Annotated in this window: 14 protein-coding genes and 2 pseudogenes; 12 read left to right on the top strand and 4 right to left on the bottom strand. The window is 57.4% G+C overall.

Annotated features, from left to right (window positions below):
- Nucleotides 1-6: 6 nt before the first annotated feature.
- The 4 genes from ACFJIT_RS12330 to ACFJIT_RS12315 all read left to right on the top strand — a co-directional run bounded on the left by ACFJIT_RS12330 (nt 7) and on the right by ACFJIT_RS12315 (nt 2,267).
- The gene (locus ACFJIT_RS12330; protein ID WP_379653768.1) at nt 7-465 is read left to right on the top strand and encodes an Imm26 family immunity protein; all 459 of its coding nucleotides are present in this window, start codon (nt 7-9) and stop codon (nt 463-465) included.
- A gap of 58 nt (nt 466-523) precedes the next feature.
- Nucleotides 524-934, top strand: coding sequence for a DUF4259 domain-containing protein (locus ACFJIT_RS12325; protein ID WP_379653767.1), 411 nt, complete (start codon nt 524-526; stop codon nt 932-934).
- Nucleotides 935-1,205: 271 nt separating this feature from the next.
- Nucleotides 1,206-1,856 carry a hypothetical protein gene (locus ACFJIT_RS12320; RefSeq protein ID WP_379653766.1) on the top strand — a complete coding sequence of 217 codons (651 nt, stop codon included), beginning with the start codon at nt 1,206-1,208 and terminating at the stop codon, nt 1,854-1,856.
- A gap of 177 nt (nt 1,857-2,033) precedes the next feature.
- Complete coding sequence (locus tag ACFJIT_RS12315) at nt 2,034-2,267, top strand: hypothetical protein (RefSeq protein WP_379653765.1); 234 nt, start codon at nt 2,034-2,036, stop codon at nt 2,265-2,267.
- 593 nt (nt 2,268-2,860) lie between these two features.
- On the opposite strand, the gene ACFJIT_RS12310 is transcribed toward ACFJIT_RS12315, so the two are convergent.
- A complete protein-coding gene (locus ACFJIT_RS12310; RefSeq protein ID WP_379653764.1) occupies nt 2,861-4,228 on the bottom strand; it encodes a site-specific integrase in 1,368 nt (455 codons plus the stop codon).
- 401 nt (nt 4,229-4,629) lie between these two features.
- Here ACFJIT_RS12310 and ACFJIT_RS12305 point away from each other — a divergent pair, with 401 nt between their 5' ends.
- On the top strand, nt 4,630-5,694 hold the full coding sequence (locus tag ACFJIT_RS12305) for an ankyrin repeat domain-containing protein (protein ID WP_379653763.1): 1,065 nt from the start codon (nt 4,630-4,632) through the stop codon (nt 5,692-5,694).
- Between the two features lie 117 nt (nt 5,695-5,811).
- Nucleotides 5,812-6,675: a MobA/MobL family protein gene (locus tag ACFJIT_RS12300; protein ID WP_379653762.1), complete on the top strand. Its 864-nt coding sequence runs from the start codon at nt 5,812-5,814 to the stop codon at nt 6,673-6,675.
- 51 nt (nt 6,676-6,726) lie between these two features.
- Here ACFJIT_RS12300 and ACFJIT_RS12295 read toward each other — a convergent pair whose 3' ends face one another.
- Complete coding sequence (locus ACFJIT_RS12295) at nt 6,727-7,119, bottom strand: DUF4755 domain-containing protein (protein ID WP_379653761.1); 393 nt, start codon at nt 7,117-7,119, stop codon at nt 6,727-6,729.
- Nucleotides 7,120-7,156: 37 nt separating this feature from the next.
- Nucleotides 7,157-7,465 carry a hypothetical protein gene (locus tag ACFJIT_RS12290; RefSeq protein WP_379653760.1) on the bottom strand — a complete coding sequence of 103 codons (309 nt, stop codon included), beginning with the start codon at nt 7,463-7,465 and terminating at the stop codon, nt 7,157-7,159.
- A 126-nt stretch (nt 7,466-7,591) separates the two neighbouring features.
- Between ACFJIT_RS12290 and ACFJIT_RS12285 the strand changes: the two genes are divergently transcribed.
- From ACFJIT_RS12285 to ACFJIT_RS12275, 3 genes and pseudogenes are all read left to right on the top strand, one after another.
- Complete coding sequence (locus tag ACFJIT_RS12285) at nt 7,592-8,071, top strand: helix-turn-helix domain-containing protein (protein WP_379653759.1); 480 nt, start codon at nt 7,592-7,594, stop codon at nt 8,069-8,071.
- 335 nt (nt 8,072-8,406) lie between these two features.
- Nucleotides 8,407-9,109 (top strand): annotated as a pseudogene (locus ACFJIT_RS12280) (MobA/MobL family protein).
- Between the two features lie 71 nt (nt 9,110-9,180).
- Nucleotides 9,181-10,050 (top strand): plasmid mobilization protein, encoded by an 870-nt coding sequence (locus tag ACFJIT_RS12275; protein ID WP_379653758.1) that lies wholly within the window; start codon nt 9,181-9,183, stop codon nt 10,048-10,050.
- Between the two features lie 74 nt (nt 10,051-10,124).
- Here ACFJIT_RS12275 and ACFJIT_RS12270 read toward each other — a convergent pair whose 3' ends face one another.
- On the bottom strand, nt 10,125-10,874 hold the full coding sequence (locus tag ACFJIT_RS12270; protein ID WP_379653757.1) for an abortive infection family protein: 750 nt from the start codon (nt 10,872-10,874) through the stop codon (nt 10,125-10,127).
- Nucleotides 10,875-11,026: 152 nt separating this feature from the next.
- On the opposite strand from ACFJIT_RS12270, the gene ACFJIT_RS12265 reads away from it, so the two are divergent.
- From ACFJIT_RS12265 to ACFJIT_RS12255, 3 genes and pseudogenes are all read left to right on the top strand, one after another.
- Nucleotides 11,027-12,183 (top strand): IS3-like element ISStma5 family transposase gene (locus tag ACFJIT_RS12265; RefSeq protein WP_087944427.1). Its coding sequence is split into 2 segments (ribosomal slippage): nt 11,027-11,267 and nt 11,267-12,183, totalling 1,158 coding nucleotides; the frame shifts between segments, so codons are not numbered across the junction.
- Between the two features lie 6 nt (nt 12,184-12,189).
- A pseudogene (locus tag ACFJIT_RS12260) lies at nt 12,190-16,620 on the top strand (DUF3320 domain-containing protein); the annotation flags it as partial.
- Nucleotides 16,621-16,639: 19 nt separating this feature from the next.
- Nucleotides 16,640-17,416 carry a hypothetical protein gene (locus ACFJIT_RS12255; protein ID WP_379653756.1) on the top strand — a complete coding sequence of 259 codons (777 nt, stop codon included), beginning with the start codon at nt 16,640-16,642 and terminating at the stop codon, nt 17,414-17,416.
- The last annotated feature ends 386 nt before the right edge of the window (nt 17,417-17,802 follow it).

The raw sequence follows: 17,802 nt of genomic DNA, 5'->3' as shown, positions 1-17,802 counted from the left end.
ATAGAAATGAAAAAGCGATCTAAACAACGCTGGGAAGTTGGAGACTATTTCAAGGTGCCGCTTTCTGATGGCTCTTGGGGGTTTGGTCAGGTTGTCAGTATTGAGCCTGAGATGGCGTCAGCAATTTGTGCATTCTTTGCAGTTCGAGAAGAGTCCAGTGAGGCCATACCAAGTGACTTTGGTAGGCCGTTCTCCGTTATTGTTGTTACAAAGGATCTTTTGGATTCTGCGGATTGGCCTGTGTGTGGTTCAGGAAAGGCCATTGAGGTTGCAGATTACATTGATGTTGATTCAATGCGAGCAAGACGCTACGTCGGGACGCGAATTATTGGTTCTGGGATCGCCATGAAGATGGTCGAAGCATACTTCGGCCTATATCCGTGGAACGGATTTCACGATCCGAATTACTTGGACGGACACCTTGTCTCCCCTGAAATGAAGTCGAAATGGGCTGTCTATAAGTAATGCTTGCATGCTTTTGTGCGGTCATGCATGGGGTCCTTTTACTTAGTGCGAGGTGATTATGGGAGCTTGGGGGCTTGGATCCTTTGAGAATGACGAGGCGGCAGATTTAGTTCTGGATGCGCTTGAAAGAAACGACTTGAGCGTGTTGCAAGATGCTCTGGAGGCTGTGTTGACTACAAGTGGTGAGATCGAAGCTTCTGACGCTTGCCGCGCAATCGCCGCAACGGAGATGCTGGCTGCTATCCTTGGTGAACCGGCTGAGGCGGCGCAAGAGCAAGACGGCGTTATGGACTGGGTGGCGCGCGTGGATCAGTTCCCTGATGAGCGCCTTGTTGCCAAGGGGCGCTTAGCGCTGCAGAAGATTCTAGGCCCTGACTCGGAGCTTTGTGATCTTTGGCGTGAATCTGGCGACTTAGAGGCGTGGATGGCCGAGGTCGTAAAAATAGAGTCGAGGCTTCGTGTGAAATAATGTGTTTGTGAAGCCATTCCGGCAAGGAGCTTTCTGGCAACGTGCTGCGGTCAGTCATGAGTGATGCTCACGACCCAAAGCGCTTCAACGCTTCGCTGCGTTTGACTCGAACCTGGTCGTCGCGCTTTCCTGGCGGGATGGCCTTGACCTCTAACAGAACCCGGCTATGACCTCTTTATCCCCACACAGGATGATGCGCTGCTGTGCCGGGCTGGCTGAGTGAGGACGAACGTGGCATCGGCCTTGACAGTCACGGCACGCTGGGTAAGGCATGACGAATATCAGCAAGGCGGAAAGCTTCGAAGAAGGATTTTTACGCGCAGCACTTGAAGTCATCGCTAAGCGCGATGAGCGCAATGCCGTCATCGATGCACGAGACTTCTTCAGTCTGCACAAGATGCTCGATCAATCTCCTGGCACAACGCGCTTTACCCAAGCCATGGCGGAGTTCTATCTCAGCATCCCAAGGCGCCAGTTCGACCAATTCAAGCGTGAGCACGGCAATCCCTTTGCAGCGAGCAAAAGCACCCCCAGATCCATCGCCAAGTTGGACTTGCTGAGGTGGTATGCCCAAGTCGCCAAAGCCCGAGAGCAGATCCAAGAGCCCATCTCAGGCAAGTTTGGCCGAACGCGGAAGGGCATTCCCTTCATCGTGATCCGTGAGTCGCCCGACAAGATTAAGAGCGTGATCTCGCATGCCGGGATTACTGGCCTCGACATGAGTGCGATTGAAGAAGCATTCCAGCAAGGGGCAACGGTGGTGGCACTGACCATCGATCAAGCCTTGGCGCTCCCTTGGCGATCAAGCCCTGAGAAGAGGCGCTGGCGAAATGCCTACCGCTCCCATCTGATGGCTGTCCATGCAGCTCAGATGGCCGTGCTCGATCGCCAAGAGTTGGATGAAGACACGAAGCTTGTCTAAGACAACCGGAGCATAGCGAGCATTGACTGCCCGATCCATCTCGCCGCAAGCGTTGCCGGCGACTGAGGGGATGAATGGTTGTTCAGCGATCCGGGACACTTTTGTCCTGTAGCGACGCACGCGTGGCGCATAGATTGCGTTCCGAAGCTTGGCGCGTTGCTAAGCACGGAGAGCGAGATGAAATACACCATCGAGATCAACGGCACCGTTCAAGTCGTCCACTGGGCAGTCATTGAGGCCAATTCGCCAGCGGAGGCACTTGCTCAGTGCGACATCGATGCGTTGGCAGAGAGCGATTTCGAGTTCGAGCATTGGCTCAGTGACCTTGCCATCGAACGCATTGAAGATGAAGCTGGAACGCTGATTGCGTGCGACTACGAGGATCATGTCCCTGACATTGGTGAGCTGTAGTCATCATGGTGACCTCTGATCCCTACTGTGCCATGGCAAGCCCTACATGCCCCCGCGCCTGACCACAGCGGCCGATTACCAAACACATAGACCGCGTCTTTAGTGCGCGTCCCGACGCAGGATGTGCCAGGTCTGGACTACGAGCAGTCTCGGCCTTTGAGACCACCATGCGGGAGCCTATGCTCCATGCCCTCTCGCCATGCCCACCGCGCAGCCTTGCGCCGCTCGAAAGAACCCTGCGTCGTTCCGCCTAGGGGGTTGTCAGAACTTCCGCTCCTTCCTACCGGCATGGCATGGCGGAATCCGGTGCGGGACTACGACTATGATCGATCAGAGTGGCAGATCTACATCGTCTTGCCGCATGCCTCGGTAGAGCTGGCGCGCGTCAATGAGCTTGGCGATCAGACCTTCGAAGCTAGGGCGGGGATGGACCACGCACGTTGCGACACCGCAGTGGCGGCGTTCGACCTCGCCCTTGTCTGGGCCGAGAGGGTCCTCAAAGCGTCGCCTTGCATTGCGCCATGACGGCAATGTGCAAGCGCCTGCGATCCGGCGCTTGCAAGCGAGCGATTGACGTTTGAACTTCCAGGCGCTCAGGGGTAGACCTTTGCGTCCTTCCGGAGCTTGCTGGCGAACTGCCCTTTGACATAACGCGGGAGAACGACACCTGGTTTGAACTGATCGATGGTTGCGATCTGTCGAGCCAGCACATGTGTCGTCGCCTGATGGATGTAGTGCGTTTGAAGCACGGGCGCAGACTTAGCGAGAGAGTGGCCCGTGATCAGCGCAATATCCTGCGGTGTGACGCCTGCGGCATGCAGCTCCGTCGCCAATGTATGGCGAAAGCCATGGAAGCCAACGCCTTTTGGAAAACCAAGACTTTTCAGGTAGTCGCTGAACTGATTGAGCAGGCCCTGACTGTATCTGGCATTGCTTTGGCCAGTCTTTCGGTTCTTCCCAGAGGATAGGTGGGGGAAAAGTCGCGCGTGCCCGAACGCTTTCATGTCCTGCAAGAAGTCGAGGAAGCCAGCTTCGATGACCTGGTCGTGGAGAGGGATCGTGCGGATCGCGTTCTTCCCCTTTAGACGCTGCCGGGTCGGTTGAGCGCTGCTCTTCAAGTCGTCGTCTGGCGTCATCCGAATGGCAATGCACCACTTGCCCTGATCGCAAAGCACATCGGTGACTTTGAGTTGCGCGATCTCGCCAATCCGCGCTCCGGTGTATAGACCAAGAATGGGCGCCCACCATCGATGGGGGAGCTCTCTCGCCCAGGGAACGAAAGTTCGATCGTCGAAGATCTTCTGAAGATCGGCCAAGCTCAGCAAGCGTGACTGAGCATTCTGAGTGATCAAGGAGGGCTTCGGTGGCTTAAAGCCTGCCATCGGTGAATGAGGGATAGCCTTTGTTTTTTCCAAGGCGTTGAAGAAGCTCGTAAGCCAACGCTGATGCAGCGCAAAGGTCGCCTGAGCTGGGCAACGGACATTCAGCGCTGTGCCGTGGGAGATGATCTGAGCTGCACTCATGGACTGATAGATCACATTGCTCAACAAGTCCGGCGGAGCCCAACGGAGCAAGTCCCAGAATTGATGGATGTCCTGCGGCGTGACTTTGGCGGCCGGAACATTTCCGCAGCTCATGACCAAGATCTTTAATGACCGAGCAGCCGATGTCACCGTGTTTGGTTGTAAGCGTCTTCGCTGCATGTCTTTGAGGAAGTCGGCAGCTTCCACAGAGAGCAGTCGGCTTGGTGTGGCCAGTGGTAAGGCTTGCGGGTAGCGGCTTTGCCGGCGTCGCTTGCTTTGGCGGATGCTTTCCCATGACTGGAAGATGAGATCGCCAAGATCGTTGACGGATTGCCGCCCATAGGCGCTTACATCGCTAAACTCGATCTTGTCGATTTTGATGGATTTGAAGTGAAGCGTTTCGCCTTGTGCTGGGTGAATAGGATTATTTTGCGTCATGATGTTTCCTGTTTGTTGAAAGGGAAATCATCGATAACGTTCAACCTAAATCTGTCAACAGATAAAAATGGCGATAATAGAATTCGGAGATGCGTGGGCATCGTTCAAGCGAAGGAGCATTGGGTCAATTTGAGGCGATGAAATTATTGCAGGTGCAGGTCTTGAAACCCTTGCTGTGCCTGATTTTAAACTGATTTAAGGTATAAGATCGAGCTAATTATGTATAGTGTTTATTTAGTCAAACTTGATACCTAAACGTGTTCTTATTATATTTAGCTATAAGGCGTCTTTGGCGGAGCGATCGCCACTTCGATCTCTCCCCAAATCTTTTATCGCGATTTTGCGAGCGCCTTGACGAATGCCATGGCTGCCTTAGCGTGGATGTTCAAGCGGGAGAGCACATGAACGAAGAAAGCAAGGCTTTGATCCAACAGGCAATATGCGTTAACGACTATTCGACCATCACCCAAATGATCCAAGCAGCAGATGATCCTTCGCGCTTTGCCGGGGAAATCTTGGGCCTGGCGGTCGATGCCAAGGATGAGTCGCTCGTCGATGCTTTGCTCCCGCACTTGGACGGCGTCTCACAGAGTTATCCAATCATTCGGGCGGTGCAGCGCGGGACAGCGTCGATTGTGAAGAAGCTGATCTCGTTGACAGAGCCGGACCTTGACAACTCAGAAGCCTTGATCAGAGCTGCAAGTTTGGGACGCGTGGCGATGGTGGAGGCTCTGCTTCCGCATTCGGATGCCTTAAGCAATGAAAGCGAGGCGCTCCTGCGAGCCGCCCGGAACGGTCATGTGGCAACTGTGCTTGCTCTGATCCCGCGTTCGGATCCCAAGGCGCAGGACAGTCGGGCGCTCCAAGCCGCCTGTTCGAAAGGGCACGTCGAGGTGGTGCGCGTTCTCCTTCCCGTATCGTCACAGATCCAGTGCGCACTTGGCGCTTTCCCCAGCGCGGCGTCCCAGGGACAGTTGGAAGTCATCGAGCTTCTCATCGACAGCAACTTGCCAGATGCGGTTGACACATACTGCGCCGGATTAGACAGTGCCGTCCGAGGCGGTCACTTGGCCGTGGTGCAGCGGCTGATCGAAGCCATCGTCCCGCTCGAGCGCCCGCGCCAGTTCGGGCGCACCGCGCTCAATGAGGCAGCGGGGAGTGGTCACTTGGATATCGTCAAGGCGCTTCTTGCGGTGACCGATGAAAGTGCGGTCCCGGGACGCGCTCTAGTCAATGCGTTGGAGCAGGGGCACGACGAAGTTGTAGGGGCGCTGCTGGGGCATGTCACAGCAGAAGAGGTCAGAAGTAACATCCATGGCGCTGAGTTGCTGGCGAAGTTCGAAGCGATCGTTGCCCGCCAGGCCGCTGCTGCCCAGCGTGCTGACCTGGATGAGGTCACCGAGCCTGTGGTTCCTTTTGCTTTCGAATCGAACGTCGAAATCAAGGCTGCAAAATTACGCCTCTGATGGTTTGGAGCGCTGCCTTAGCGCCTGAGTGCACGAAGAGAAAAAATTGAGCTAGGGGGCTTGCCAAAGAAAAATATAGCTCCTCGCTCTCCTGACATTCACCATCAGGAGCCTTCCATGATCTTCCACACTTCCGTCAGAACCTTTAGCCGAGCCAAAGGGCACAACGCCCTTGATCAAGCCGCATATCGCGGTGCGCTGCTGCTCGCCAATCCGGTGACCAAGGCCGTCTACGACTATCGAGGACGAGCAGGCGTGCTTCGCGTGCGCTGCATGGTCCCCCCAGACGCGCCCACCTGGGCCGATGACCCCCAAACGCTTTGGATAGCCGCAGAGGCTGCTGAGAAGCGCAAAGACAGCACGGTGTGCCGAAATTTCCAGGTGACACTTCCTCATGAGCTGGATGAGGAGCAGCGCTGGGACCTGACGCTCGACATCGCCAAGGCGCTGGTCGACCGCTTTGGCTTTGCGCTACAAGTCAGTCACCACGCGCCGACAAGCGAAGACCCGCGCAACTTCTATGCGCACTTCCTAGCCACCACGCGCCGCATGGAAGCGCAAGGCCTGACATCCAAAACGCGCGAACTTGATGGACGCATCAATGGGAAGCCGGAGGTCGATTGGATCCGTTCGCGCGTGGTGCAAGAAGTCGAGCGACACCTAGATCTGGCAAAGGTCGCACGTAGACAGCACACTGAGACCGGGCTCGCTGAGCGCTTAGCGGCGCGGCGCCAAACTGCTTTGCCGGCAGATCTCTCGACTACACCCTTTGATGCGCTTCTCGCACGCTACCGTGACCAGGCCCGGTTGATGGGCTTGCCAGACAGGCACACGCACCACGCGGCAAAGCGTGAGTTGGCTCAGGAGTCGAGGGACGGGTCACCTGAGAACCGGTTGGCACTCGACCCTTACAGTTCTCATTGCCTATCCCGAGCGTCCGGTGATGGGGGAGAAGCTTCTTCCTTGGGCAAAGCGGAGTGATATCGATCAGACTTTGCGATGCCAATGCGCTTTCGTCAGAAGGCGCATTGGTCAGAGCTTCAACTTCTCGTTGATCGCTTGACTAACAAGTTCGTACCAGCGGTTCATCTCGTCTTGATTTGCGAAATTGATGGTCCACACCGGATGATTGATGTCCCTCACGCTCAGGGTAAGCGTCCCTTCGTGGCGTGAGTTGTGCCAATGCTTTTCCCACGACCGCAGATCACTGAAGTCGTAACGCTTGATGTCTCTCCCCTCGCGGAGCTTGATCGCCGATCGAGCAGTGGAGAGCGCGATGTCCGTGTTTTTGTAGCCGTGATAGCGCTGATAGTCTTCCTGAAAAGCAGCGCTCGCGCGGCGCGTTTTCAACGTCTTGCTCAGTCCAAGCGCGATCAGTGCACCCGCACCAAGGGCGAAGAAAAACAGCAGGTTCCAAATGGTCATGGGTCATTCCTTGTGGAGAGGAGTGCGAGCATTGGCGTTACTGGATGCGGCCAGTCACTTTCCATTTGCCGCCTATCTCCGCAAAGGTGTAGATCCCGTCCAGCTCGTGGTCGAAGTCACGACCCATTGCCTGGACCGTTGCACTCACATCGCACGCATAGGTCGGGGCGCTCTCAGACTTCGTGCACTTGCTGCTCTCGAAGTCTCTGATTTTGGCGTTGTCACTGCCTTCCTCCTTCAAGTGGAGCAAGAAGGCCTCTTGTCGCTGGGATTCCGATGGTCCGTCGCCCGAGCAAGCCGCCAGAAGGGCCGTCAGTCCGATGACTGCAACGAGTGCTCTGGACATGTGTATTCCTTACAGGGTGGAGAGGGGGCCGGCATGGCACGTGGCGGCCAGGCTGGGTCAGAGCTGTTGACAGCGCTGCCGGCCGAGACGAGTATGCGTTGAACGAATCATTCGTTCAACGAATCTTTGCAGGTCTGGTGGCTCACGTTCATCCTTGTAGGGATGAGTGCGCGGCCCCCTGAAATCCTGTCGCTGTTTGCGTCGCGCCTCAAAGCGCGTCGTCTAGCCCTTGGCCTGCCTCAGCAGGCTTTGGGAGAAGCCTTAGGGTTGGAGGGACGCATCGCTCAGTCACGGATCAGCCGCTACGAAATTGAGCTTCACACCCCTGACCTCAAAACGGCTTATGAGCTTGCTGAGATCCTTGGTGTGTCGCTAAGCGCGCTCGTTGCGGAGTCCGATCGACTTGGACAGATCTTCGAGCTGGTGCGCCAGTTGTCCGAGAGCCAACTAGAAGAGCTTGAAGCGCAGCTCGCGGCCTTGGTGAAGCCAACGACGGAGCCTGAGGCAGCAGAAAGCCAGGTGCCAGAAGAGGACTCCTCAGTTGAGGCAGCGCCGGCAAATGACGAAGAAGCGGCGTCTCGTGCGAATATCGGCGAAAATGAATAGGCGCCGTTTATACTTCGTTCATCTATAGGTTGGCGATTTTTTCGCCACGCCTCTCCCGGGTCTACGGCACCTCTCTTCTAAGCCGCAAGTCAGCATCCGGGCAAACCCAAAAATGACAAGCAACAACGCACTTATGGTTTTCGATTCTCGAAAACCGTGCGCCGCCGACAGGTCGTCGGTGCGGTGGCCGTTGGCCACCTCGTTGAGCTGCTAGCGCTGCTCAACAGGGCGAAAAACCCTGAGACGTAAATCTCAGAATCGCCGAGGCGATTGATGCCTAGACAGGATCCGTTCTGCCTCTTTCTTGGGTTCTCCAATCACAAAGGAGTTCCAAGATGGCGATCTATCACGCAACGATGAAATCATTCAGCAGAGGAAAAGGCGACTCATCCGTCGCCGCTGCGGCCTACCGGGCCGGCTTTGTTCTCGTGGATGAAAGCACCGGCTTAGGCCACGACTACTCACGCCGGCACGGTGTGGCGTTCTATCAAATGCTCGCCCCACGCGGCGCGCCCCGAATGGTGCCTTGATGCCCAAAAGTTCTGGCCCGCCAATGAGGCGGCGGAGACTCGCAAGAACGCGCGCGTCTGTCGCGAGGTTGAAGTGTCACTTCCGCAAAGCCTCGATGAGGCGCAGCGCAAGGTCTTGGCGTTAGCGCTCGGACAGTTCTTGGTTGATCGATACCGTGTTGCGGTGCTCGTCGCAGTGCACACGCCAAGCAGGCTAGGTGATCAGCGCAACCATCATGTCCACTTGTTGATGAGTGCTCGGGAGGTTGGGCGGGATGGCCTCGGGGAGCGCGCTTGTCAAGAGTTTGATGCGCGCCGTGGTGGCGGAACACGCGAGCTTCGCCAGATCCGCAAGCACATTGCTGAGATCATCAACAAGCACTTGGCCCAAGCAGGCGCTGCTGCAAGGGTCGATCATCGTTCGCTTAGGGCACAAGCCAGAGATGCTGTTTGCGAGGCGATCTGGATCGTGCCCGTGAACTTACGCGGGAGCCGACCAAACATCTGGGCAAAGCCAAAGTCGCAATGATGCGGAAGGCCAGGTTCACGCCAGAAGTGACCGGGCACAAGGGGCAAGACGTGGCCATTGAGCTATCAAGGATGGTCGCCGCACGCATGAAAGCGAGCGGCGCTCTCGTGCAGCCCGTGCCGCCGTCTCACAGCCATGCCGCAGCGCTGCGTGATCGTGCACGCGCACGAACCTCAACATCAGAGGCCAATACGAGCCCAGAACAAGCCCGATCGCGAGTTGCTGAACGTATCCAACAGATCAAGGAGCGCTTAGCGCGGCAACCTGCACCAAGCGCCGGGCTCTACACACGATACAGTGGGCGAACGGGTCACCTGAGCCGGGTGACGCGCCTGGCGCGCGCTTCGGGCAGGAAGGATGCAGAGGTCCTGAACGCGCAGGCCCAGCTTATTGAAGACTGGCTTGAAGCGCAACGCGAAGTGGCTCAGCAATCGCTTGCGGTCCTGCGCCAAGTCCCAGGGATCCAGATCGAGCCCGCTTTCAGACACGCTTACACAGCGCTGCGCTGCCGTCGGACGGAAAGCTACGCGACAAAGCCCTTTCTGTTTGAAGACACCGAAGCCTTGGCCAACGCAGTTAAGCGCTATACGCATGTGATGACCGGTCCTCACCGGTCACGCCTGAGAGTGGTCAGGGCAGAAGCGAAGCTCTCGGAGCACGATCCGTCTTCCAACACACAAGCAGCGCACCGTGCACAACGGCGCTTGGCGCGCGCGAAGGTGCATGTGTCGCCAAGAATTCAGGCCATCCAGCGATGGCGGATAGATAAGGCGCGTCAAGAGATGACGCAGGCTTGCGAAGCATTGGAGAAGAACTTCAAGATGGAGCTACCAGAGGACATTACGTCAACGAGTGGTATGAATTCGAACGCGGAAACTGGGGCCGGGCAGCATTCTGGGCATTGGGAACTGAAATTCCGCCGCGCAAAGCCATCGATGTAAGAAAGAATGGCGCGATTGTCCTCCTCAAAAAGAGGAGGGCAGTCACGGCAGGTAACCTATAGTGGTCCAACTTGTTAACGGAACTTGCTGTCCAGATACTGGGAAACGGTTCTCGCTGCGTTGATCGCGAGCATGGCCTCGTCTTTGCCCAAAAGTTCTTCATTGGCGTGCGCCAAGCTCGCATTGTTGCGCACGGGATTGAGACAGTCGATGACATTGCTCAACGACCGCAGGACATTGTTCATCGTGTCCGATTGGCTGCCCAAGTCGCGCAAGCCCGGATGCTCGTTGCGGAGCAGCTTGAACAAGTTGGTGATGGTCGCGCCGGCGGGGGCGTCAATCCCTTGGGCGTGACAGACTGCTTTGAGGTAAGCATGAAGCGCTGTGTGGATGCGATCAACCGCATGTGTGGGGCCGGCTCTTTGGATCAGCGTGTTGGCGTCAGCAAGCGCACGCTTCAAGACATCGCTGGTGATGGCTGGACTGCTGTCCTGGACCGAGAGCCCATCGGCACAGCGCTTGGCCAGCTCTAAAAGCTTTTGGTAAGCCTGTGGCGTCCGGAAGTGCTCCCCACCTTGCGGATACTTCTTAGCGATGCCTCGAAGAATTGCCGCTTGTTGGTGTCCTTCCACCCCACTCAGGACGGCCAGAAACCGCTCGCGCGTGGTGTTGCCGCCGAAGGCGTCAAGATCTAAGTCCAGGTCGCAGAATGCTGAATAGAACTCCCGGTGGGTCCGGTAGGAGAAATCGCCCAAGTAGCCGCCTTCTACCCCGATGTAATGGTGGACCACCCAGTGAATCTCACTGTTGCGCAACTCGCCCACAGACCCCCCCAATCGGCTGGAACACGCGTCACTTTGGGAGCATTATAGGCAGACGCGTTGGGGCAGCGGATGGGGGCGTTTGGACGCCTGGGGTTCACCCCCGTTTTCACGGACACTTACGAGAAGGCCGATCAAGGCCATGAGGAGTGTTCATGTCGAAGCGAAGGAAGTTCAGCACCGAGTTCAAGCGCGGTGCGGTTGAGCAGGCCAGCCAGCCGGGCGTCAGCTGTGCCCAGGTGGCCCGGGAGCTGGGGATCCGGGATGCATTGCTGACCCGCTGGAAGCGGGAGGCCCAGAGCCGGGGCCAGGTGGCCTTCGGTGGCACCGGGACGCCCCGGGACGAGGAACTGGCGCGGCTCAAGCGCGAGCTGGCCCGGGTGAAGAAGGAGCGGGATTTTTTGCGAGAAGCGGCGACGTTCTTTGCCAAGGGATCATCCTGAGGTATCAGGTGATCGAACGTTGCCGCGATGAGTTTCCAGTGCGACTGATGTGTCGTTGCCTGCGGGTCTCGGCCAGCGGTTACTACGACTGGAGTAAGCGCTTGCCCAGTGCCCGGGAGCGCGACAACCAGCGCTTGCTCGGCCGGATCCGTGAGTTGCATGAGGACAGCCGGGGCACATTGGGCGCCGGCCGGATGCATGAAGACCTTGCCGAGGAAGGCGAGACGGCGAGCCTGAACCGGGTGGCGCGTCTGATGGCGACCGATGGCCTGCAGGGTTGGCCGCGACCGAAGCGGCGAGGCCAGCGCGGCAAGCCGGCGCTGACGCCGCCGGGTGTGCGCAACCTGCTGGAGCGGGACTTCACCGCGTTGGAGCCGGAGACCAGGTGGGTCACCGACATCACCGAGCTCAAGACCCGGCAAGGCAAGCTGTATCTGTGCATCGTGCTGGACCTGTTTGACCAGCGGGTGGTGGGGTGGTCAATGCATCATCGTCAGGATCGTCAGATGGTGATCAGGGCCGTGCAGATGGCGGTCTGGCAGCGCCAAGGCAGCCATCCACTGATCCTGCACTCCGACCGTGGCAGCCAGTTCCGAAGCGGCGACTACCAGCGTTACCTGGCGGCCAACGGCTTGGTGTGCTCGATGAGCGCGGTGGGCCACTGCGGTGACAACGCCGCGTGCGAAGGCTTCTTCGGCCTGCTCAAGCGCGAGCGGGTCTACCGCATGACCTACCCAACGCTCGATGCCGCGAGGGCGGATGTGTTCGAATACATCGAGCGGTTCCACAACCCGAGGATGCGACGAAGGGTCGCCAGGCAAGACCAGAAGTTCTCAGCCCTTTTACAACCGTCCGTGATTTCGGGGTAGAACCCGGTCAAACGCCGTTTGGATCAGGTCGGTGTGGGTGTGGCCTGCCTGGAACTCCATAGCAACAAAGCCAACAAGCGCTCATTACTGGAAGAACTTCGCCACACGCTGAACTTAGGCGAGCCCAAGCGAGGCAGTGCTGCGCCCATCATCGAGCAGCTCACCGAGCGACGTGACACGCTCAACGCCCATGTGGAACGGCTGCACGAAGCTCACCAGCCGTCTGGACTGACGCCTTACCAAGTCTTCGGACACATGGTGCGCCTGCGTCGCTTGGGCTACACGACCCAGAGTTTGCCTCTGGACGCCCCGACCTCCTGGGCGTCCCATCAAAAAGAGGAGCGGGAATCGCTCCTGCGCGAACTGATCGAGCGAGTTGAAGAAATCGGCGTTCCAGATGAGCACGCTTGGAGCGGCGTTCAGAACGACGGTCTCTTGCCGAGTGAACGCGACCGGTTGCTCATTTTGGTCGCAGGATTGTCCCAGCGGCTGGGGGACTGGGAAGCGTCAAGCACTTCGCTCCATCACACACTGGACCTTGCCTCTCCGGCGCGCTTTGATGATGCGGGCCTTGCGGTTCAGCGCGTGAAGGCGCTCCTAGAAGCGCCAAAGCTTGGCTCCAACGCGCTCCAAAGCGAGGTTTGGGGCGAGCCTGGTCGTGCTTCGACAGTCATTGATGCGCTGGAAAGCGCTCAGAAGGCCAGGGCGGCGGTCGAAGCCAAGATCAAAGTGGACGCGTTGGCGCAAGACTGGGACGCCACTAAGGCCACCTTGGGTGCCTTGCCAAGCAGTTTCGTCTTGGGGAAAGAGCTTGCAACGCTCGGAGGGGCACACAGCGCGCTGGTTCGGCTTCTGCCAGACCTCACTCGCTTGACGCAGCTTCTGGCTGAGAAGTCACCGCTGACGCTGGATCTCGCGCTCCGCCTCGTTGCGATCGCTGAGCGGGCCACGAGCATTCCGGAACTCGATCGCGATGCGCTGGTGGCTCACATTTGGGACCGAGGGGTTGATGCGGTCGAAGAGATCGTCGTGGCCGTTGAAAGCGTCCAGCAGGCCAAAGCAAGCCTCTCAACGGTCTTCCGGGACAGCGCCTGGAACAAAGACCCTGCGGAACTTGAAGCGGCGCGTGGGCATTTGGCCATGCGCGGCACGAGCCTGTTTCGCTTTCTCAGTGGTGATTGGCGTCGCGCCAATCAGACAATCCGCCCACTGCTTTCTAACCCCAAGTTTCCGGCTCTGGACATGCTCGGGTCTTTGGATGTGCTGCTCGATGCCAAGGCGGCGCAGCGCAAAATCGCCGAGCACGACCCCCAAGGCCAAGAGGCGTTTGGCTCGAACTGGCAACGCGAGCGCTCAAACCCTTCGTTCCTCAGAGGCGTTGTGGCTTGGATGCGCACGCTCCGTCCCTTAGGGAGTGGAGTGCGTGAGCGCTTAGCTGACATCGGTGACCGGGTTCTGGCAACCGAGATTGCCAAGCGCGTGAAGCCAGTTCTGGAAGAACTCGGTCGCAATCTTTCGCCCGTGCACGAAGCATTACTTGCAGCTGAGCGCAATCCTTGGGGCGAGGAGACCGTCTTAAAGCGTGTTGCGCTTTCTGATCTCATGGATAAATCGGCGCTTTGGCTGGCCGCATCTGAGCAGGCAGCCTTCTTGCTCGGGGCAGAGGACCTGACCGTCGAGCAGGCGCTCGCGGCGATAGGTGAGATCCAACAGGCACAAGCGGCCAATGCTGCGTTTGAGGCAGTGGCCAATGACGGGGCATCTGCGTTTGGCCCGTTTTGGCTAGCGCTCGACAGTAAGGCAAGTGAGCTTCATCCGATCGTGTCTTGGATTGAGCAAAATCCCGAGCTTCGGCCCTTGGCCGCACGCATCAGTCAGCCCCAACCGCTGCTGGACCAAGCCGAGCGAGCGTCGTCAGCTGCGGGCATCCTGGCAGGCGAAGTGATGGACCTTCTGGTTGGCTTGCAGTTTGAAGGCAACGCCGAGATCACGCGTGACCCAAGCCAAACATCCTTGGCGACGCTCAAATCACAGCTGGCGAGCTGGCAAGCCGATCCAGAAGGGCTCAGGACTTGGGTGGCGTATCTGGCCATTGCCAATGAGGCCAAGCGTAAGGGGCTTGGCGCGGTGGTCGATGCGCTTGCCAAGGGGGACTTGGCAGTTGCTGACGCTTTGGGCGTGTTTGAGCTGTCTTATTACGAAGCGGTGCTTCAAGCACTGGTGCAGCGCGACCGAGCGCTGGCAAGCTTTGACGGGCAGCGTCAATCGCAGGTGGTGGCAAGCTTTGCAAGCCTCGATCAAGAGCGCATGCAGCTCGCGTGCTACGAGGTCGTCAAGGCGCACCACAGCAAGATCCCCCGTCAAGGTGGAGCAACAGGCCCGACCGCTGTCTTGATTGGCGAGATGGCTAAGAAGAAGGGGCATCTGCCGATCCGGCAACTGATGCAACGGTGTGCCCCTGCGATCCAGGCGCTTAAACCCGTCTTCATGATGAGTCCGCTTTCGGTGGCGCAGTTCCTGCCGGCAGGCGCGCTGGACTTTGACATGCTGGTCATTGACGAGGCGAGCCAGGTGCAGCCGATCGATGCGCTCGGTGCGATTGCGCGCGCAAAGCAGTTGGTGATCGTGGGTGATGAGCGGCAACTCCCGCCCACGCGCTTCTTCTCCAAAGCGCTTGGCGATGGGGGCGATCGGGAAGACGATGAGGGCGGGGCGCAGGCGTCGGATGTGGAAAGCATCTTGGGCCTTTGCCGTGCGCGAGGCTTGCCTGAGCGCATGCTGCGTTGGCACTACCGGAGCCGCCATCAGTCGTTGATCGCTGTTTCTAATCAGCAGTTTTACGAAGGCAAGCTCTTCATCGTTCCAAGTCCCTACACGAGCGAAGCCGGTGTTGGGTTGCGACTGCACTATTTGCCAGAAGCGATCTACGACCGGGGCAACACGCGCACCAACCCCAAAGAAGCCAAGGCTGTGGCACTCGCAGTGCTCGCGCATGCGCAGAACACACCTCAGCTCACACTTGGTGTGGCGACCTTCTCAACAGCGCAGCGCCGCGCCATTCTCGATGAACTGGAACTCTTGCGCCGCCAGCACCCTGAGACGGAAGGGTTCTTTGCCGATCATCCAGCAGAGCCTTTTTTCGTGAAGAGTTTGGAGAACATCCAGGGCGACGAGCGCGATGTCATCTTCATCTCTGTGGGCTACGGGCGCGACGCGCAGCGCCACATGACGATGAATTTCGGTCCCGTGAGCAGTGAAGGGGGCGAGCGTCGCTTGAACGTGTTGATCAGCCGGGCCAAGTCGCGCTGCGAAATATTCACTTCGATCACTGACGAAGACATCGATACCGATCGCGCTAAGGGCAAGGGCACTTTCGCTTTGAAGCTCTTCTTGAACTACGCCAGGACTGGTCGCCTGACGCTCACCACGGAGAAGCGCGACGTCAGTCAAAGCGTGTTCGAGCAAGAGGTTGCCCAGGCGCTTCGTGCACGAGGCTACGATCTTCACACCGATGTAGGCTTGGCAGGCTTCTTCGTCGATATCGCGATTGCCAATCCGGACGAACCTGGACGCTACATCTTAGGGATTGAGTGCGACGGGCAGTCGTATCGGGACGCCCGAAGCGCGCGTGATCGGGACCGTTTGCGTGCGAGTGTGCTGCGCGACAAGGGCTGGCAGGTCTACCGAATTTGGAGTTCGGACTGGTTCCACCGTCCTGAGGCGGAGCTTGAAAAGCTTGTCGCCGCTATTGAACGGGCGAAGTCGGAGTCAGTGAACTCAGAGCCCAGTCCCAAGCCTTCGCACCGTGCGGTGCCGGTGGAGATCCTGACAGTCGATCGCGGTGAAGTGACCGAGATGGGGCTCATCGAGGCGCAAAGTCCTCCGGACACCGAGCCTTACATCGAAGCGTCCTTTGCGGTGCCAAGCAATCAGTTTGAATTGCATCTCGTCCCAACAGGACAACTCGCGACCATCGTGCGGCAGATCGTGGAGGTGGAAAGCCCCATCCATCGCAGCGAGGTCGTCACGCGTGCTCGGACGCTTTGGGGCTTGCAGCGCGCAGGCTCGCGCATCCAGCAAGCTGTTGAGGATGCGATTGGGTCGGTGGTGTCGATGGGTGGTGTGCAGATCGTCGACAAGGACTTCTTGGCCATTCCGGGCAAAGAGGTCCGCGTGCGCGACCGCTCGATAGTCGAGTCCCTGACATTGCGCCGCCCCGAGCTCTTGCCGCCAGGCGAGATCAGGGTTGCGATCTTAAAGGTGATCTCTGACAACCTTGGGGCAAAGCCGGACGAGTTGGTGTTGATCGTATCGCGTCAGCTTGGCTATCGAAGCACCAGTGCGCAGCTTCGTCAGCTTATTCTCGATTGCGGTCAGGAGCTTGTTTCCAGTGGCGCCTTGATCGATAGAAACGGAACATGGTTCCTGAAAAGTTGAGCCCCAAGGAGGGGGAAGTATGAAATTGATCGCCTCGCTGTGGGATAGATTCGATCCAGACCGGTCTCGTATCAAACGGGATCTTGAAGGTGCCCTTACTGACCTTGCTGGTTTGGAGAAAAATATAGAACTTCTACGTGCTTCGCTTGAGTCAGTAAAAGAGCGTTGCCAGGCTTTGGAAGATCTGAATAGTGACTGCAAGGCTGAGCTTGATGCGCATGAGCTGCGTCTGCAATCGATTGATGAAACTCTATTAAAGCAATCCGGATCATCACTAAGTGGCGCCCCTTCGCTATTTAATATCCTGTTGAGCTTTTTCATTGTGCTGGTGATATGTGGAGCGTCAGCTGTCTTGAATCACGCTGTGGATCAAGAGGTAGTCGACTACGCGCTTTTTAACCTCCCGATTCTCGCTGCCGTTTTTGCGGGACTAGGACTCTTTGTTAGGAAAGATAGACGGATTTTTGGTCAGGCGGCGGATGGATTCTTCTTTTGCTGTTCGGTGTTATTGTTGATCGTTTCTGTGGTCGCCTACGGTCTGTACAAGGACTATTTATGGGAAATGGTAATTAATTCCTCAGGCGTTTGTCCGCTTGCGGTTGCCACTTTTTGGCTTTGGCATATCAGGAAGGAATACGATCGGACTTCGGTTGCTCTCGTCGCTTTAGTTATTGCTCTCGTCGCTTTTTTAGCCCTAGCGGTACGCTGGAGCTATGTTGTTAGCGAGTATAATCCTAAGAATGTTTGGGATATAATTTTTAATCTGATTCAGCGCTCTTGGTTCAAAGTGATCTAACAATCATCGCGATGACCATCCAGCTCGCAAGAATAGTAATTAATCCTACAGTAACGGCGACGATGAGCAGGCCGTCATCATCATCGTCCTTGTTTTTCTTTGGCTCTCGGTCCATATTTTTATCGATTTGATGGAATGCCCAATTTCTAATCGAATATTAGGTTATGTCAAGAGGCATCTACGTTGAAAGGTCGCGTGACTTACCAAGAGCTAAGATGCGGCAATGGCTCAGGTTCGCTTTGATTGCCTGGTAAAACGATTGATCTCGCCCAGAGGCTCGTCCCTGATAAAGCCTTGCGTTGCGCTCAGGCGCTGAGAGAGGTGCGAGGATTTGTCAACGAGCAGAATTGTCTCTGCGGGTCAACGGACGGTGACAAGCTCTTACA

This window comes from Pseudoxanthomonas sp. UC19_8 (assembly GCF_042700505.1).
Taxonomy (GTDB): Bacteria; Pseudomonadota; Gammaproteobacteria; order Xanthomonadales; family Xanthomonadaceae; genus Pseudoxanthomonas_A; species Pseudoxanthomonas_A winnipegensis.
This window is presented reverse-complemented; position numbering and strand designations above follow the sequence as displayed.

Coding starts and splice junctions, on each gene's coding strand:
- ACFJIT_RS12330 (WP_379653768.1), top strand. CDS start 7: ATGAAAAAGCGATCTAAACAACGCTGGGAAGTTGGAGACTATTTCAAG.
- ACFJIT_RS12325 (WP_379653767.1), top strand. CDS start 524: ATGGGAGCTTGGGGGCTTGGATCCTTTGAGAATGACGAGGCGGCAGAT.
- ACFJIT_RS12320 (WP_379653766.1), top strand. CDS start 1,206: ATGACGAATATCAGCAAGGCGGAAAGCTTCGAAGAAGGATTTTTACGC.
- ACFJIT_RS12315 (WP_379653765.1), top strand. CDS start 2,034: ATGAAATACACCATCGAGATCAACGGCACCGTTCAAGTCGTCCACTGG.
- ACFJIT_RS12310 (WP_379653764.1), bottom strand. CDS start 4,228: ATGACGCAAAATAATCCTATTCACCCAGCACAAGGCGAAACGCTTCAC.
- ACFJIT_RS12305 (WP_379653763.1), top strand. CDS start 4,630: ATGAACGAAGAAAGCAAGGCTTTGATCCAACAGGCAATATGCGTTAAC.
- ACFJIT_RS12300 (WP_379653762.1), top strand. CDS start 5,812: ATGATCTTCCACACTTCCGTCAGAACCTTTAGCCGAGCCAAAGGGCAC.
- ACFJIT_RS12295 (WP_379653761.1), bottom strand. CDS start 7,119: ATGACCATTTGGAACCTGCTGTTTTTCTTCGCCCTTGGTGCGGGTGCA.
- ACFJIT_RS12290 (WP_379653760.1), bottom strand. CDS start 7,465: ATGTCCAGAGCACTCGTTGCAGTCATCGGACTGACGGCCCTTCTGGCG.
- ACFJIT_RS12275 (WP_379653758.1), top strand. CDS start 9,181: ATGGTCGCCGCACGCATGAAAGCGAGCGGCGCTCTCGTGCAGCCCGTG.
- ACFJIT_RS12255 (WP_379653756.1), top strand. CDS start 16,640: ATGAAATTGATCGCCTCGCTGTGGGATAGATTCGATCCAGACCGGTCT.